This window comes from Bacillus sp. FDAARGOS_235 (genome assembly GCF_002073415.2).
GTDB classification, from domain to species: Bacteria; Bacillota; Bacilli; order Bacillales; family Bacillaceae_G; genus Bacillus_A; species Bacillus_A toyonensis.
In genome coordinates, this window is sequence record NZ_CP020437.2 from 169783 (window position 1) to 185579 (window position 15797).

Sequence of the window (15797 nt, forward strand, 5' to 3'; positions counted from 1 at the left end):
GCATGGAGAAAAAGAAAATTGCAATTACACTATCAGCTATTTTATCTTTATCAATTACATCAGGAGTTTCTACTATCACTGCGTATGCAGAAAATAAGGAAACAAACACTAGAAATGAAAATGGCGTTAAGTTAAATGGAAAAGTTTCAGAAGCATTACATTCGAACACAAAAATTGAATTAGAAAATGGGATGACAAAACCTATTTACTCACTTGATGAAGCGATTATTGAAAATTTGTTTGTAGAAACAGAAGTTGATAGTGATCGCGATGGTAAAAAGGATCGTGTATCAGTAAAGGTTATGCGTCCAAAAACTGATCCGAATGTGAAAGTTCCTGTTATTTATGAAATGAGTCCATATCGAGCTGGATTAAAAGATGTTCCTGTATATAATGTAGATGAAGAATTGTATGCGTATGAAGGAAAACCGTATGGAGCGGTTAATCTTGGTTCGTACGGAAACTATTACGTGCCAAGAGGTTATGCAGTTATTTTAGGAGAAAGTATCGGTACTGGAAAATCAGATGGCTGTCCTACGACTGGAGACGAACAGGAAATATTGGGGACGAAGTCTGTCATTGATTGGGTAAATGGGCGTGCGAAAGCATATACAGAAGATGGAAAAGAAGTAAATGCAAATTGGTCTACTGGAAATGTAGGTATGACAGGGGTTTCTTATAATGGTACGTTACCAAATGCTGTTGCGACGACTGGAGTTGAAGGGTTAAAAACAATTATTCCAATCGCAGCGATTAGTAGTTGGTATGATTATTATCGTGCAAATGGCGCAGTCATTGCGCCAGGTGGGTATCAAGGGGAAGATACAGATAATATGGCAGAAGCAGTACTAACAAGGGAAAACCCTGAAGTTTGCGGACAAGTTATAAAAGAGCTCACTGATGGACAAGACCGGAAAACTGGTAATTATAATGATTTTTGGGATAAACGTAACTATGTGAAAGATGCTAAAAATGTAAAAGCGAGCGTATTTGTCGTTCACGGTTTAAACGATTGGAACGTAAAAACGAAGCAGTTCGCGCAATGGTGGGATGCACTTGGAGAAAATGATGTACCTCGTAAAATGTGGTTACATCAAGGTGGACACGGCGGAACATCAAGTAATAACTGGCAGCAAACACAAAATAAATGGTTAGATTATTGGTTGTACGGAATTGAAAATGGAATTATGGATGAACCAATGGTTGATGTACAACGAGAAAATAAAACATGGGAAAAGTTAAAAAATTGGCCAGATCCAGCGGCTGTGCCGTCAAAAATCCGAATGTATTTAAGTAATAAAGCAGTCAATTTGCCATTAAGTATGGGATCTGCTAATAAGACTTTCTCATTCGTAGATGATGCAAAAATGAAATCAAACCAATTAGTAGCAAACCCGGAATTAGAAGTAGCAAATCGATTAGTGTATACAATGCCAGTATTGCAAAAAGATACACGAATAAGCGGTACAGCACAAGTTTCATTCAAAGGAAATATTGACCGTTCTGTAGCGAATTTAACAGCTTTACTTGTTGATTACGGTGGAGCAAAGCCTGAAATCGTCACGAGAGGCTGGATGGACCCGCAAAACTTAAATAGTATAAAAAATTCAACAGCACTTCAACCTGGAAAAGATTATACATTTACATGGGACATGCAGCCAGATGAATATGTCTTTAAAGCGGGGCATCAAATTGGAGTGGTTTTAATTGCTAGCGACTATGATTATACAATTAGACCGAAAGCGGGTACGAAGCTTACAGTAAAATTAAGCGAAGTAATATTACCGATTGTGAAATAAATGATTTTTAATGAAGAGCTTACTATATAGTAAGCTCTTTAAATTTTGGGGTGTAATTGTTTATCAATACGAGGAGGCGATTATGAATTTCTATTAAAAATACTTACAACAAATAAAACAATTGCATTTAGGATTAAAATTCCACTAAAGATAAGCCCAGCAGCACCTCCAGCGAAACCATCTCCAACTTTTTCACCAATTACATGCATAGTCGCGAAGAAAATGATGGGGGAAGAAAGGATGAAAATGCCACTGGCAATTTTCCATATTCGCCTATACTTCTTTGCAATAAAGAAAATTAGAGCATTAAAAGTGATAAGAAGAAAAAGAAATCCAATTAATGAATTCATCATATCATCCTTTCGAAATAAGTCTGAATTTTCAATTTATATATATTCATTTTGAAGGAAATATTATACAATGTGATTATATTCTATGGAAAGCGAGTGATATAGTATGACAGTCAGCTCTTTCGAATTTTCATTAAAATTAAAGGTACAGGAAGATTAATTGAATTGAAATCTTCCGTACGTATAAAACGGAGGAGAAAATAAATGTTTAGTTTTTATAGTACACTTTGTACGGAACTTTATGATTACACAAAGCCTGTCGGTTATTCTTTAAATGGTGATATTGAGTATTATGAAGAACGTTTAAAAAATTGTAGAGGAAGAATTCTCGAAGCAGCGGTAGGATCAGGGCGTGTCATCATCCCACTTCTAGAGGCTGGATTTAAAGTAGATGGGATAGACTATTCACCTGAAATGCTAGAATCGTGCCGTATACGATGTAAAGAGAGAGGATTACATCCTAATCTATATGAAGGAAGCTTACAAAAATTTTCACTGCCACATAAATATGAGGCAATTATCATTCCTACTGGATCTTTTTGTTTAATTGAAAATCGTGTGGATTCTATAAACGCATTGAAATGTTTTTATGAGCACCTTAAGCTAGGTGGTCGGTTAATCGTCGATATTATGCTTCCGCATGACTGGAAGACTGGAGAGATTCATACATCAAATTTTTCTTTGCCGAGTGGTGACGGAATTACATTAGAAAATAAATCAATTGAAATAGATTGGCTGAACCAAATTACTGTATCATATTTAAAATATGAAAAGTGGAGTAAAGGACAGTTAACGCAAACAGAACTACAACGTTTTGCAATGCGGTGGTATGGTATAGAAGAGTTTAAACTCCTTTTAGAAAGTATTGGTTTCTCTAACATTACTTGCTCTGCTGACTATGTATATGAAAAAGAGCCGTCAAATGCAAATCAAATGGTTACATTTGAAGCTGTGCGAAAAAAATAGTACAGAAACTATTAATAAAAATAAGGCAATCGATACGAAATCGACTGCCTTATTTTCTATTTTGTGTAATTGTTTATAGAGAGCGATAGGAGGGAAATAAATGAAATTCATATTAATATTTGGCCCACAAGCAGTTGGGAAAATGACAGTGGGGCAAGAATTAGCAACATTAACCGGTTTAAAACTTTTTCATAACCATATGACAATTGATTTAGTAAGTCTAATTTTTGATTACAGTACGAAAGAAGCAAAAAGACTAGTAAGTTTATTTCGTAATGAAATATTTGAAGAAGTATCTAAAAGTGATTTATCTGGAATGATTTTTACTTATGTATGGGCATTTGACCTCCAATCCGATTGGGATTATATACATCATGTAGTAAGTATTTTTGAATCAAAAGGTGGGACGGTGTATTTTGTAGAGCTGGAAGCGGAATTAGATGAAAGGTTAGAACGGAATAAAAGCCCGCATAGATTAGAACATAAACCGAAAAAAAGAGATATTGAATGGTCTGAAAATAATTTAAAAGAAACGATGAAAAAGCATAGATTAAACTCTCTTCATGGTGAAATTGAAAAAGAAGAGTATATAAAAATTAATAATACTTACTTGAGTGCAAAAGAAGTAGCGGAAATGATTAAAGAGAAGTTTCGATTGTAAAATTTTTAAATGCTGATACGTTTTCATTGTCCAAGCATTCTCCTACTACCTACATATACTATTTATGTTAAAATCGGTCACTATTTTAAACAGGACTGCTATTTTAATATATACAACTATTCAAGGAAGAGGGGAGAATAAATTTGGAAAACGAAGAACAAGGAAGAATTGAAAATCAAGTGTATTCTAATCGGGTAGTTAGATCAGAATTTGATGAGAATTGGGAAACGTGTATTTCAAAAAGCGGTTATGTAATCTATGTAGCTACAAGTGATCATGCGGAAGTAATAGTACTTCTTGCAGATGGTTCAAGTAAATTATTAATCTTTGGAAAAGGCGGTAAAGTAGTAGTAGGTGGCGGCGGAACGAGTCATTACAGCAAACCACATATTGCAAGAAATATATAAGGTAGAACGTGTTAATTAAAAAGACACTTGAAAACGGTTAGTCACTCATGTTTAAAACATGATAGACGAACCGTTTTTATTTGTTTAAGTGATTTTAGAAAAACTTAATTTATTATTAACTTATGCATCATTCATATCATTTCGTCAAATGAATGTCACATAAAGGTTTTATAGTGTGAGTAGGAAGTGAAACATACACAAAGCAGGAGATGAAATGATGAAAAAAGCGTTGCAATATATATTCATATTACTTACGTTAGTAACAGTAACGAATGCCCTTTATTCAAAATATGAGAAGTATAAAGAGATTGACAATAATAAACAAATAATTGGTGAAGTTGCTAAGAGGTATGGTATTCCAGATTGGATTCCACTATCTATCGCAGACCACGAAATAAAATTGAATCGAAAAGCGATAGGGGATAATGGCACATCATTTGGATTATTCCAATTGCATCGGGGCGGATTAGCACCAGCCTCGTTATCTGAAGAAAGTTTAATGGATTCACAAATCAATGCAAAAATAGCAATCACTAATATGGTCAAATCATATGAGCGCGGTGTGAAAAAAGGATTAAAAGATTGGGAGTTATTAAAATATGTCGCTAATACATCAGGATGGCCAGGTAATTTAGGAGAAGACTGGACGGATAAAAACACGAAATATAATATAGGTTTGGAACAATCATATAAGCAATATAAGAAAGTGAATTAAGAAAAGCATTTCCTATTTTGGGAAATGCTTTTTCTATGTTATAGTATAATAGTGTTTTAAAATGATGTTATTTTAGTATACTTCAAATTTTGTTATGTATTATTTTTATATTAAATAATCATTTAAAGTATTTTTTTATATAAGGAGCAATAATTAGAGAAATGAAAAATATAGACTTTATACTAGAAAGTGATGAGACATTAAAACCGTCAGAACGATTAGTACTATTATTATTAGAGAAGCATAGAATGTTATATACAAACGATCTATTGGCATTGTCTAATTTATCATATAAAACATTAACGGATTCATTAACTGCCCTTGTTTTAAAATCATATGTGTTAAAGGAAACAGGTAAGGGGAGAAGGCAAAATTGTTATAGATTAGTATGATAAGTCTGCTCATTTTAGAGGGTTTATACGTATTTTTTTCAAATGATAAATGTTTATTAGGCAGCTATTTTTTGATATGCATAATGTGCTCGGTTTTTTAATATATATTTTTATTTCATTATTATAAATCAAATTCAGTTAAGGTAAAAACGATGAAATTATTTAAAGAATTATAAAAATGAAACATAAAAAACAATCCATCTAACAAATGGATTGTTTTTTTTATTGGGATAATAAATTATAAAAATAATAGTATTATGTAAACAATTTTAAATGGAGAAGTAATGCGCCGTTAGTAATAGAGTTTATCACGCTATTTGCCGGGAAGTAAAACTCCCACCTCAAAACTCGGCTGGGGCAAAGAAGTTAGGTGGGAGTGGGGCTGGACCGATTGGTGAGGGCTGATAATCAGTGGGGGTGAACATAACCCACATTGATTAAAGTTTTACTTTATAAAAATAAAAATGTTATATCTTAATAAAAAGATGTAATTGTAGAATGATTCATATTAATATTAGTTATAGGTTGGCATAAAATTCAACTTGTAGTCTGTAGTAAAATGGAACGATTGAATTAAATAATAATTTATTTTTAATAAAGGTGTGAGATTAATGGATGAAACGCAAGTAATGGTTTATTTCAATCTGTCCGGAGATGAATTTCCAGTAGAGGTTGTTTCTGAAAGATTGCAAGTAAGCCCAACTATAAGTTATAAAAAAGGGGACATAATTAGAAAAACAAACGAAACTGAAAACATAACAAGAAATTATACATCTTGGCAAATAAGTACAGGATATCAGGAATCATTAGATGTAGGAGATGTAATGGAGCAAGTAATTCTAAAACTAAAAGATAAGTCAGCCATTATTAATGAACTAAAAAGAGAATTTGGATTAGAATGTAGATTCACTATTGTAATTAAAATAAATGATGGCCATACACCAGCTGTTCATTTAGATAATCCAGTAATTGATTTTGCTAACAGTATTAAAGCTGATTTTGATATTGATTTATATGCGAATCCTTATGTTGAGGAGATAAAATAAAGTGCTAATTAAAAAAACTCTTCTACAATAGTAGAAAAAGAATAACATAAACTACTATTTTATTGCAGCATACATAAAAAATTTCGATGTAAATATGGAAATGTCGTCGAATGCTATCTTTAATTGGTTAATTTGTGAGATATTTTTGTGAAGGAACTTATTTTATAAGAATAGAATTTAGTTTAGTAAGAAAACGTGCCTATGGTAGTGAAAAATATGGGTTGGGGGGACTTGAAATGAGGAAACTCAAAAGAGTAAATGTTCCTAATATACCAGAGCAACTATCACAACCTAGTGACAATCGTACTATAAACAAAAAGAAGTTAAGACGACTTATTTTAATGGTTCTTTTTATTGCAGCGACTACTTTGTATGTTCAATATATTTTAACGAAACAGCAAGAGATAATAATGAATAAAAAAGATACGATTACAAATCAAAAGAAACAATTAGTTACATTAAAGAAGGATCAATCGTTTCTAAAGACTAACATTGAGAATTTAACGGATAATGAAGAGGAAATTTTGAAGTTTGCGAGAAAAGAGTACCAATTTTCTAAGTCAAATGAAACGATTTTCGTATTACCAAAGTAATGAAACAGTTAGCGTTGGCTAACTGTTTTTTATTTGTAAATGAAGTACGAAAACAAAAAAGCTAAATTTTTGCATGGTACAAGGAGTTCTAACATAATGTAAGATGTACAGTTGAAGCCATTACATCAATGGAATTCAATTATCCATAATTATGAAATATGTGTAAAGATAAATATTGTTAAAATTCTGATAATTTTATATAATATTCGTAAGCGGATACATTTTTTAATGAATGTTGAGTTTATCGCTCGTACGACTATTAAGAAACCCGTTATCCTTGTATAAGAAAGGAAGATAGCTGTGTATGCTTCAAATACAATTTATGTCGTAGGGGATGCGAAAGCGCCTCAAAATAATCCCATTACGGAAAAGTTTAAAAGCTATTTTGTAGCTTTTGTACTTGTGAAGGAGACAGGGGAAATTGTAGATGCAGATTGCTCAGCGACAATTGCATTAACATCTCAATTCGTTAAATATTTATTTCTACATAAAAATATTAATGATCCAGCGCTAGTAACAGAAATAAAAGATCGTTATTTCGGTTCATCTCAAAAGGCATTATTAGTAGCGCTAAAAGATGCGAAAAAAAAATATAATCAGATTGCTGCTTTGTCTACTCAATCATAGACAAAATCCAGCCGTAAGGAAGTTCTTGCGGCTGGATTTTTTTATTGGACAACGAAAGGATGAGCGAAATGAAAATTACGGATATAAAGGTGAAGCGTCGTTGTGTAAAGCTTCATACTCCATTTAAAACCGCACTTCGTACCGTAACTGAAATTGAAAGTATTGATGTGTTTATTCATACAGATGAAGGAATTGTTGGAAAAGGAGCTGCGGCCGCAACACCGGTTATTACGGGAGATTTCGCTAGTGGGATTGAGGAAGCTATATTAGGGCCGCTGCGTTCATGCTTAATTGGTCAAGATATAATTCAATTTCAGCAGTTATTACAGCATATCCAAATGAGTTGTATAGGAAATGCAAGTGCGAAAGCGGCGGTTGATATCGCTTTATATGATGTGTATTGCCAATATCAAAACGTCCCACTTTACGCATTATTAGGCGGTAAGAAAGAAATCTATACAGATATTACAGTAAGTGTAGATGATCCTATTATTATGGCAAAAGAGGCAAAGCAACATATAGAAAAAGGATTTCAAACTTTAAAAATTAAAGTTGGTAAATCTGTGCATTTAGATTTAGAGCGTATTGAGGCGATTCGAAATAGCGTACCAAAAAATACAACGTTACGATTAGATGCAAACCAAGGATGGAATCCAAAAGAAGCGGTTTCTATTGTTAAAGAGATGGAAAATCGTAATTTAAATATAGAATTCATTGAACAACCAGTTCACGCGAAAGATTTGGATGGATTAAAGTACGTAAAAGAAAATGTACAAACGCCTATTATGGCTGATGAAAGTATATTTTCAGCAAGTGACGCATTAAAACTCGTGCAAGGAAGCTATGCGGACTTAATCAATATTAAATTAATGAAATGCGGTGGTATACGTGAAGCGTGGCGTATTGCAGATATTGCAGAAGCGGCAGGTGTGAAATGTATGGTTGGCAGCATGATGGAATCTTCACTTTCCGTTAGTGCTGTAGCACACTTAGCTGCTGCACATCCAAATATTTATTATTTCGATCTTGATGCACCGCTATGGTTAATGGAAGAACCGGAAGGAATGACTTACTCCGGCTCAAAGGTAAACCTTCATTCTAAAGTGAATATGTAATCTTAGAAGAAATGACTAGTAACTTACCTTTTAAGGAGGATATATATGAAAAAAGTAGGAACTGCATTATTAACAACTCTATTTATATTTTCATCGTTTACATCGGCAAATGCTGAAGAGAAGAAAGATAGCAAAGCGTTTATAGATGTATCTGCCGCAACGTTATGGACTGCACCTGATTCGTTACGGCCAATTGATGCACCGAGTGCAACAAATCCAGTTGATTTATGGAAATGGACGAAATCAATGACGCTCGATGAAAAACTATGGTTAACAAATGCAAATAAATTAGAAACGCAAGCACTACTCGGTCAAGAAGTAACGGTTGTTGATAAGAAAGGTGACTGGGTAAAAGTGTTAGTACACGGACAACCGACACCGCGAAATGAAGAAGGTTATCCGGGATGGATGCCGGAAAAACAATTAACGTATAATCAAGAGTTTGCAGATAAAACAAACGAACCATTCGTATTAGTAACGAAACCGACCGCAATTTTATATATAAATCCTTCTGAAAAACAAAAAGTACTTGAAGTTAGCTATAATACGCGACTGCCGCTACTAAGTGAAGATAGCATTTCATACCGCGTATTGTTGCCAAATGGACAGAAAGCATGGCTACGAAAAAATGATGGAGCGGTTTACCGTTCTCAAGAGGATATTCCAACACCGACAGCCGATGATTTAATCAACACAGGGAAAATGTTTTTAGGTTTACCATATATATGGGCTGGTACAAGTGGGTTTGGATTTGATTGCTCTGGATTCACACATACGATTTATAAATCGCACGGTATTACAATACCGCGCGATTCTGGACCGCAATCAAGAGCGGGGGTTGCCGTTGATAAAGAAAACTTACAAAAAGGGGACTTAATCTTCTTTGCGCATGATCAAGGGAAAGGTAGTGTCCATCACGTTGGGATGTATATTGGTGATGGTAATATGATTCACTCACCAAGAGCTGAAAGATCAGTTGAAATAATCCCGTTAAATACACCAGGATATATAGAAGAATACGCTGGTGCTCGCCGTTACTTACCGTAAAAAATAGAGGGGGTTTGGAAATGAAAAAGGTAGTTCGCTACTCGTTAGTTAGTACTCTATTAGTTTCTTCATTTTTAGTTGGTTGCGCAAAAGAAAAAACAGTTACAAAGCCGAAAGATGAGAAAAAAGTATTGCAGCTACTAGAAACGGGTGAAATTCCATCATTAAATTCAGGGAAAGTAACAGATGCGATATCATTTAACGTTTTGAATAACGTAATGGAAGGGCTATTCCGATTATCGAAAAATGATGAAGTAATTGAAGCTGGAGCGCAAAAATATAAGGTTAGTAAGGATGGAAAGACTTATACATTTCATTTACGTGATGCGAAATGGTCTAACGGAGATTCAGTAACGGCTCACGATTACGTATATGCTTGGAAGCAGCTTATTAATCCAGATACAGCTTCTCAATATGCATATATTGCGTATGATGTGAAAAATGCGGAGAAAATAAATAAGAAACAACTAGGATTAGATGAATTAGGAGTAAAAGCAAAGGATGATAAAACATTTGTCGTAGAGCTGGAACATCCTGTACCGTATTTTACGAAACTACTCATTTTGCCATCTTTCTATCCGATTAATGAAAAATATGCGAAAGAGCAAGGTGATAAATACGGATTAGAAGCAAATAAAACGGTATATAATGGACCGTTTACATTATCAGAATGGAAACATGAAGCTAGCTTTACAATAAAGAAAAATGATAAGTATTGGGATAAACAAGAAGTGAAGTTAGATGAAGTAAACTATCAAATTGTTAAAGAAATTTCAACTGCGGTAAATTTATATGAAACAGATAAGGTTGATAGAGCGGTCATTTCTACAGAATTTGTAGATAAATATAAAACGAATAAGGAACTGAAACAATATACAGATCCAGTCATGTATTTCTTCCGTTTCAATGAAAATGTACCGATTCTTAAAAATAAAAATGCGCGTCTGGCACTAAGTACAGTGTTTGATAAGAAGGGCCTTGCGACTTCATTTTTAAATGATGGTTCTGTTGCTGCAAACTACTATGTACCAAAAGGGTTTTTAAAAGGGCCAGATAAGAAAGACTTTAGAAGTACAGCGGGCGAATTTAATAAGACAGACGTAAAACTGGCAAAAGAATATTGGGAAAAGGCAAAGCAAGAAACAGGAACGAATGCAGTAACGCTTGAGTTATTAAACTATGACTTAGAAAACTTTAAAAAAGTAGGCGAATATATTAAAGAACAGCTTGAGAAAAACTTATCTGGCTTAAAAGTAAATGTGAAATTACAACCACATACGCAAAAACTAGCGTTAGAGAAGAAAAAAGAATATGAAATGTCGTTGTCGCGCTGGTTACCTGATTATCCAGATCCGATGACTTACTTAGAAGTATTCCTTTCAGGAAGTACTGTAAATAATACAGGGTATGCAAATCCAGAATATGATGCGTTAATTAAGAAGATAAAAACTGAATTAGGTAACGATGAAAAAGCACGTTGGAAAGCACTGCAAGATACTGAAAAAATGCTTCTGGATGATGCAGTAATTGCACCGGTATTCCAGCGCGGTCTATCTTACTTACAAAAACCATATGTGAAAGACTTATATGTGCATCAATTCGGTCCAGCTACAAGCTTAAAATGGGCAGAGGTACAAAAATAAAGTGATGAAGAAACAGACTTCACGTATGTGGTGGTCTGTTTTTTTCTTATGTAATACATAATCGGATGAATTATAGACATTTCATTTGTTTTTTCGACGTTTAAAAATAAAATTATTACTAAAATTCCAGTGTGAAATTTATGTAGAATCTTGTATAATTAACGTGTTTCTATGGAAACATTTGCTTGCGCTATTTGTATAGGACTTAATAGAACAAGGAAGGAAATACATACATGTATATAATAGATAAATAGAATGGAACATGTATAGAGAAAAAGGAGAGAAAAGATGACGTGTCAAAAACAAGGGTTACAATTTAATAGTAATGGAATGAGGAATATTTAATGAAGATGAAGCATGCTTTCGGACCAATTATTTTAGCCTGTGTACTTTTTTTCATTGTATTGCTTATTCCGTCTAAAAGTTTAGTATCGCTAATTAGTGATAAAAAGATAGAAGATGCGGCAACGTCCTTACAAAAAGAAAAACTACAAAGTGTTTTCTTACAACAGAAAATGTTAGAGAATTCGCAGTATTTACCGATGTACGGTTCATCTGAATTTTTACGAATGGATGCATACCATCCATCTAACTATTTCAAAGTAAATCCAGCAGGTTTTACACCATTTTTAATTGGAACTGGCGGTACGCAAAGTTTAGCTCATATTTTAAATATGACGTCTACAATGGATGATTTGGAAGGTAAAAAAGTCGTTTTTGTTCTTTCGCCACAATGGTTTACAAAAACGGGTGTATCACAAGGAGATTTTACTAATAATTTCTCCAAACAACAAGCATATCATTTTATTTTTAATGATGACATTAAACCTGAAATGAAGAAGCAGATCGCGAAACGACTATTAGATTATAAAGTTGTTCAAAAAGATGATATATTAAAAAATTCATTAGAAGGTATTGTTTATAATGATACGAAACATAACATAAAAGCAGGTCTAGCCAAACCACTTGCTTATATGTACCGAAACATTTTAGATCATAGAGATTTATTTAATTCTTTATTTAAGATTGAACCGATGAAAGAGAAAACAAATATGGGACTACGTTCAATTTCTTGGGAGAATGCACGTAAACATGCGGAACAAGAAGGGCAAGCGGAGTCTACTACAAATACATTTGGAATTGAAAACCCGTATTACTATAAACATAATTTAAAGAAAAAATTAAAAGGCCTAAAAAATTTTAGAGCAAATGAATCGTATGATGAATCACCAGAATATGATGACTTACAAATTGTTTTAGATCTTTTCAAAGAAAAAAATGTTAAGCCACTCTTTATCTCTGTACCTGTAAATGGACCTTGGTATGATTACGCTGGTTTCCCGAAAGAACGCCGTGAAGTGTATTATACAAAGGTTAGAGAGCAAGTTGAGAAAGCAGGGTATCCAGTAGTCGATTTCTCTAGCCATGAATATGATAAGTATTTCTTAAAAGATACGATTCATCTAGGCTGGAAAGGCTGGATCTATTTTGATGAAGCTGTGCAGAAGTTTTACTCTGAGAAATAACAACTTAGAAACAGGAACGGCTATGAGCTGTTCCTGTTTTTTAATAAAGAGGATTTTGATGTGGGCAATTCGGAAATGCGTGTATATCTTGAATTTGTCTGAAATCATAATGTTTCATCGCGAACTGAGATTGGTAAAGGTATTCATACACATATAATTGGCCATCATGTGCTGAACATAATACCCCAGTAGTTCCTTGCCCATTCATGAAGGAAATGCCGATAGGGCGTCCAATTAAGTATGGTATTTTTTGTTGCCAGTGCATTGGGGAAATCACTCCTTTTTGGGATAATATACGAAAGGAATGCCTAAATTGTTGCTTATCCATGTAAATATGGGGGCTTTTCATACAATTTCTAGAAGGTGTTATTAGGAGTGGGTTATAAATGGCGGAAAGGAATGAAAAATGAAGAAAGAAAATATTATGGATGAAAAGTTAAGTTTAATAGAATGATGTTAAGCATTGAAAGAGGGATGTGATTTCACATTTTATCGTTCGAGACGAGTTTGTAATGAAATATCGAATTTCTTATTTTCTAAGTACTCAATCTGTACCTAATGTTTCGATAGATGTAGAGCAAATGAATAAGGGTGCAAAAAGATATGCGAGATCATGTATTTCAAAAGAAGAACAATTAGATCAATTTAGTGTTACTCATAAACAATTAGTGGAGCAAATTGAGCGGATTCCCACCCGATATTTTTATAATGACTACTAATTTGATACAAAAAAAGTGAGATTAATTAATTACTTTTCATTACTCATTCAGCATGACTTGAAGCATAAAGAGGAAATAATACAATTTTTAATACATAGTCGAGCCTATAATAAAAACCGCTATAATTCTGAATGAATTTTTAGCGGTTTTTTTATTATCTTAAGCAAGTTTTTTACGTTTTTTTGTCCACTTTTTTATTACGAAATATAAAAGAATAAGTACGACGCCACCGATAGCGAATGATTTCACATACGGTCCAGCAATATCATTAATATTCTCCCAGTTTTCACCTAGTTTTTCACCTAAATAAATAAAAATAATAGACCAAGGGATGATTGCAAGTGCCGTTAACGTAGTGAAACGTAGTAATGGCATTTTTGTAATACCAGCAGGGATTGAAATCGCATGACGCACTACCGGAATGAAGCGAGCTGTGAAAATTACGCCAGTTCCGTAACGATTAAACCAATCTTCGGCAGCATCGATTTGTTTTTTATGAATGAAAATATATTTTCCGTAACGTTCTAATATAGGGCGTCCACCGTATCGTCCAATCCAATAAATAAAGATTTGAGCAATAACGCCGCCAATAGTACCAAATACAACTGCGCCTATAAATGAGATGCTACCATTGAATACTAAGTATCCTGCATAAGCGAGAACAATTTCGCTTGGAATAATCTCGATCATAAGTCCAAGCATAATGCCCCAATAACCTAATCCTTCAAAAAACGTTAATACTGAGTGAATAAAACTACTTAACATTGTTGCACCTTCTAATGTATGGATTTTTGAATATACGCCCTTTTACTTAATGATATAAAAGGTTCACTATGTGTAGATTATACCTTATTTATATAGGGGATTGCTATTTCAATTCTTTTATGTCTCGTATAAGTATTATAGTAAAGGATATAAGCCAAATTTTCATGCGGAAATAATGAGAAGTTCATTAAAAATTTCTCATATATTAATGAAAATAGACTGAAAATTAAGTATAATAATATAGGTTTTAATTTACAAAATAGGAGGAGAATGTATGCATGTTGCAGATCCAATTTATGGCCCAATCTCTATTCATGATATAGATATCCTTCAATTGATAGATACAAAAGCATTTCAAAGGTTGGCCTATATTAAACAACAAGGACATACTTATTTTTTACATGAGAACGCAATACATACGAGGGAAGAACATTCGATAGGTGTATATGTACTAGTAAATAAAGTGATCGAACACCTTACTGAGATTGGTGATATACATTTATCGAAATATGAACGAAAGCTAGTATCTACTGTAGCTCTTCTACATGATGTTGGACATGGTCCGTATTCACATTGTTTTCAGCAAATATCAGGTGAAGATCATGGTGAGTGGACGATACGAATCATTCAGGAGGATGAAAAAATACGCGCGATTTTAAACCAAACTCCTGGATTATTAGATGATGTAATGAAAGCTTTAACAGAAGATGGAGTTTTTCCAATTATAGATGAACTATTATTTAATTCATTAGGAATGGATCAATTAGATTTTTGGAATAGAGATTTATATTATTCCTCGCTTGAATTCGAGTGCTTGCGAATAGAAGGATTGATTGCTAATATGCGTTTTATTAACGGTAAACTGGTTATTGCAGAACAAGGAATCCCGTACATTGAACAACTAATGAAAATGAAAAAAGGGCTTTACAATAATGGCTTTGGCCATCCGTTTGTAGTAGGGAAAGACTTATTGTTGCAATCCATTTTTCAAAAGATAAAGGAGAAAAATCTTTCGTTCCATACTCCTGAGATACAAAATTTCTTTTATAAAAGAAAGCAGATAGAGATAGAGGACTTTCTTCCGTTACAAGATGAAATGATTATAAATGAAATAAAGTGCTTTGCAAAATCAGATGACATAGAAATAGCAGAATTAATCCATCTTTACTTCTCAGCAACTAAAAGTTTGTCATTTGAAAAAGGAATAGAGGGCGATTATAAAAAGGAAAATAGCACCGCAGTGGTAATAACTGAGAAAAAGGCTTACAGTTCATACGTAGGTGGTATTTATGTTTATAGTGAGGGGCAGCTAGATGACATTTTAGAAAAATCGAATTTCATTCAAGAGATAGTAAAATTGCCTAAAAAAGAATATGCGTATTTTTTTTAATTAGGTGTAGTAATTTGAAATGTAGATGAGGTGAAA

Annotated in this window: 18 protein-coding genes; 15 read left to right on the forward strand and 3 right to left on the reverse strand. The window is 33.4% G+C overall.

Annotated elements, in window-relative coordinates:
• The first annotated feature begins 2 nt into the window (after nucleotides 1-2).
• Complete coding sequence (locus A6J74_RS02445) at nucleotides 3-1799, forward strand: Xaa-Pro dipeptidyl-peptidase (protein ID WP_000412268.1); 1797 nt, start codon at nucleotides 3-5, stop codon at nucleotides 1797-1799.
• A gap of 80 nt (nucleotides 1800-1879) precedes the next feature.
• On the opposite strand, the gene A6J74_RS02450 is transcribed toward A6J74_RS02445, so the two are convergent.
• Nucleotides 1880-2149 carry a hypothetical protein gene (locus A6J74_RS02450; protein WP_001086637.1) on the reverse strand — a complete coding sequence of 90 codons (270 nt, stop codon included), beginning with the start codon at nucleotides 2147-2149 and terminating at the stop codon, nucleotides 1880-1882.
• Nucleotides 2150-2353: 204 nt separating this feature from the next.
• On the opposite strand from A6J74_RS02450, the gene A6J74_RS02455 reads away from it, so the two are divergent.
• The 12 genes from A6J74_RS02455 to dltD all read left to right on the forward strand — a co-directional run bounded on the left by A6J74_RS02455 (nucleotide 2354) and on the right by dltD (nucleotide 12887).
• On the forward strand, nucleotides 2354-3115 hold the full coding sequence (locus tag A6J74_RS02455; RefSeq protein ID WP_000490896.1) for a class I SAM-dependent methyltransferase: 762 nt from the start codon (nucleotides 2354-2356) through the stop codon (nucleotides 3113-3115).
• 100 nt (nucleotides 3116-3215) lie between these two features.
• Nucleotides 3216-3776 (forward strand): AAA family ATPase, encoded by a 561-nt coding sequence (locus A6J74_RS02460; RefSeq protein ID WP_000668770.1) that lies wholly within the window; start codon nucleotides 3216-3218, stop codon nucleotides 3774-3776.
• Between the two features lie 143 nt (nucleotides 3777-3919).
• Entirely contained in the window at nucleotides 3920-4183 is a 264-nt protein-coding gene (locus tag A6J74_RS02465) for a hypothetical protein (protein ID WP_000426647.1), read from the forward strand.
• A 214-nt stretch (nucleotides 4184-4397) separates the two neighbouring features.
• A complete protein-coding gene (locus A6J74_RS02470; RefSeq protein ID WP_033659254.1) occupies nucleotides 4398-4898 on the forward strand; it encodes a hypothetical protein in 501 nt (166 codons plus the stop codon).
• A gap of 161 nt (nucleotides 4899-5059) precedes the next feature.
• On the forward strand, nucleotides 5060-5290 hold the full coding sequence (locus A6J74_RS02475) for a hypothetical protein (RefSeq protein ID WP_000789036.1): 231 nt from the start codon (nucleotides 5060-5062) through the stop codon (nucleotides 5288-5290).
• A gap of 611 nt (nucleotides 5291-5901) precedes the next feature.
• Nucleotides 5902-6336 (forward strand): DUF4279 domain-containing protein, encoded by a 435-nt coding sequence (locus A6J74_RS02480; protein WP_000344618.1) that lies wholly within the window; start codon nucleotides 5902-5904, stop codon nucleotides 6334-6336.
• Between the two features lie 236 nt (nucleotides 6337-6572).
• Complete coding sequence (locus tag A6J74_RS02485; protein ID WP_001228732.1) at nucleotides 6573-6929, forward strand: FtsB family cell division protein; 357 nt, start codon at nucleotides 6573-6575, stop codon at nucleotides 6927-6929.
• A gap of 300 nt (nucleotides 6930-7229) precedes the next feature.
• Nucleotides 7230-7556 (forward strand): DUF3870 domain-containing protein, encoded by a 327-nt coding sequence (locus A6J74_RS02490; RefSeq protein ID WP_000271325.1) that lies wholly within the window; start codon nucleotides 7230-7232, stop codon nucleotides 7554-7556.
• 68 nt (nucleotides 7557-7624) lie between these two features.
• Nucleotides 7625-8671, forward strand: coding sequence for a dipeptide epimerase (locus A6J74_RS02495; RefSeq protein WP_000704541.1), 1047 nt, complete (start codon nucleotides 7625-7627; stop codon nucleotides 8669-8671).
• A 45-nt stretch (nucleotides 8672-8716) separates the two neighbouring features.
• Nucleotides 8717-9718, forward strand: a complete 1002-nt coding sequence (locus tag A6J74_RS02500) for a C40 family peptidase (protein ID WP_000755464.1) — start codon at nucleotides 8717-8719, stop codon at nucleotides 9716-9718.
• A gap of 20 nt (nucleotides 9719-9738) precedes the next feature.
• Nucleotides 9739-11361, forward strand: coding sequence for a peptide ABC transporter substrate-binding protein (locus tag A6J74_RS02505; RefSeq protein ID WP_000758273.1), 1623 nt, complete (start codon nucleotides 9739-9741; stop codon nucleotides 11359-11361).
• A 344-nt stretch (nucleotides 11362-11705) separates the two neighbouring features.
• Nucleotides 11706-12887: a D-alanyl-lipoteichoic acid biosynthesis protein DltD gene (dltD, locus tag A6J74_RS02510; RefSeq protein ID WP_000782332.1), complete on the forward strand. Its 1182-nt coding sequence runs from the start codon at nucleotides 11706-11708 to the stop codon at nucleotides 12885-12887.
• A gap of 40 nt (nucleotides 12888-12927) precedes the next feature.
• Here dltD and A6J74_RS02515 read toward each other — a convergent pair whose 3' ends face one another.
• The gene (locus A6J74_RS02515) at nucleotides 12928-13152 is read right to left on the reverse strand and encodes a hypothetical protein (RefSeq protein ID WP_000558696.1); all 225 of its coding nucleotides are present in this window, start codon (nucleotides 13150-13152) and stop codon (nucleotides 12928-12930) included.
• 247 nt (nucleotides 13153-13399) lie between these two features.
• On the opposite strand from A6J74_RS02515, the gene A6J74_RS02520 reads away from it, so the two are divergent.
• Nucleotides 13400-13606: a hypothetical protein gene (locus A6J74_RS02520; protein ID WP_002093687.1), complete on the forward strand. Its 207-nt coding sequence runs from the start codon at nucleotides 13400-13402 to the stop codon at nucleotides 13604-13606.
• Between the two features lie 159 nt (nucleotides 13607-13765).
• Here the strand turns inward: A6J74_RS02520 and uptA are convergent, their stop codons facing one another.
• Nucleotides 13766-14371 carry an undecaprenyl phosphate transporter UptA gene (gene uptA, locus A6J74_RS02525; protein ID WP_000952907.1) on the reverse strand — a complete coding sequence of 202 codons (606 nt, stop codon included), beginning with the start codon at nucleotides 14369-14371 and terminating at the stop codon, nucleotides 13766-13768.
• A gap of 274 nt (nucleotides 14372-14645) precedes the next feature.
• Here uptA and A6J74_RS02530 point away from each other — a divergent pair, with 274 nt between their 5' ends.
• Nucleotides 14646-15761, forward strand: coding sequence for an HD domain-containing protein (locus A6J74_RS02530; protein ID WP_000557836.1), 1116 nt, complete (start codon nucleotides 14646-14648; stop codon nucleotides 15759-15761).
• Nucleotides 15762-15797: the final 36 nt, after the last annotated feature.

Excerpts from the sequence above, each read along its gene's own strand:
- A6J74_RS02515 (WP_000558696.1), bottom strand. The coding sequence starts at position 13,152 with ATGCACTGGCAACAAAAAATACCATACTTAATTGGACGCCCTATCGGC.
- A6J74_RS02475 (WP_000789036.1), top strand. The coding sequence starts at position 5,060 with ATGAAAAATATAGACTTTATACTAGAAAGTGATGAGACATTAAAACCG.
- A6J74_RS02445 (WP_000412268.1), top strand. The coding sequence starts at position 3 with ATGGAGAAAAAGAAAATTGCAATTACACTATCAGCTATTTTATCTTTA.
- A6J74_RS02460 (WP_000668770.1), top strand. The coding sequence starts at position 3,216 with ATGAAATTCATATTAATATTTGGCCCACAAGCAGTTGGGAAAATGACA.
- A6J74_RS02480 (WP_000344618.1), top strand. The coding sequence starts at position 5,902 with ATGGATGAAACGCAAGTAATGGTTTATTTCAATCTGTCCGGAGATGAA.
- uptA (WP_000952907.1), bottom strand. The coding sequence starts at position 14,371 with ATGTTAAGTAGTTTTATTCACTCAGTATTAACGTTTTTTGAAGGATTA.
- A6J74_RS02470 (WP_033659254.1), top strand. The coding sequence starts at position 4,398 with ATGATGAAAAAAGCGTTGCAATATATATTCATATTACTTACGTTAGTA.
- A6J74_RS02500 (WP_000755464.1), top strand. The coding sequence starts at position 8,717 with ATGAAAAAAGTAGGAACTGCATTATTAACAACTCTATTTATATTTTCA.
- A6J74_RS02530 (WP_000557836.1), top strand. The coding sequence starts at position 14,646 with ATGCATGTTGCAGATCCAATTTATGGCCCAATCTCTATTCATGATATA.
- dltD (WP_000782332.1), top strand. The coding sequence starts at position 11,706 with ATGAAGATGAAGCATGCTTTCGGACCAATTATTTTAGCCTGTGTACTT.
- A6J74_RS02450 (WP_001086637.1), bottom strand. The coding sequence starts at position 2,149 with ATGAATTCATTAATTGGATTTCTTTTTCTTCTTATCACTTTTAATGCT.
- A6J74_RS02520 (WP_002093687.1), top strand. The coding sequence starts at position 13,400 with ATGAAATATCGAATTTCTTATTTTCTAAGTACTCAATCTGTACCTAAT.
- A6J74_RS02455 (WP_000490896.1), top strand. The coding sequence starts at position 2,354 with ATGTTTAGTTTTTATAGTACACTTTGTACGGAACTTTATGATTACACA.
- A6J74_RS02495 (WP_000704541.1), top strand. The coding sequence starts at position 7,625 with ATGAAAATTACGGATATAAAGGTGAAGCGTCGTTGTGTAAAGCTTCAT.
- A6J74_RS02485 (WP_001228732.1), top strand. The coding sequence starts at position 6,573 with ATGAGGAAACTCAAAAGAGTAAATGTTCCTAATATACCAGAGCAACTA.
- A6J74_RS02505 (WP_000758273.1), top strand. The coding sequence starts at position 9,739 with ATGAAAAAGGTAGTTCGCTACTCGTTAGTTAGTACTCTATTAGTTTCT.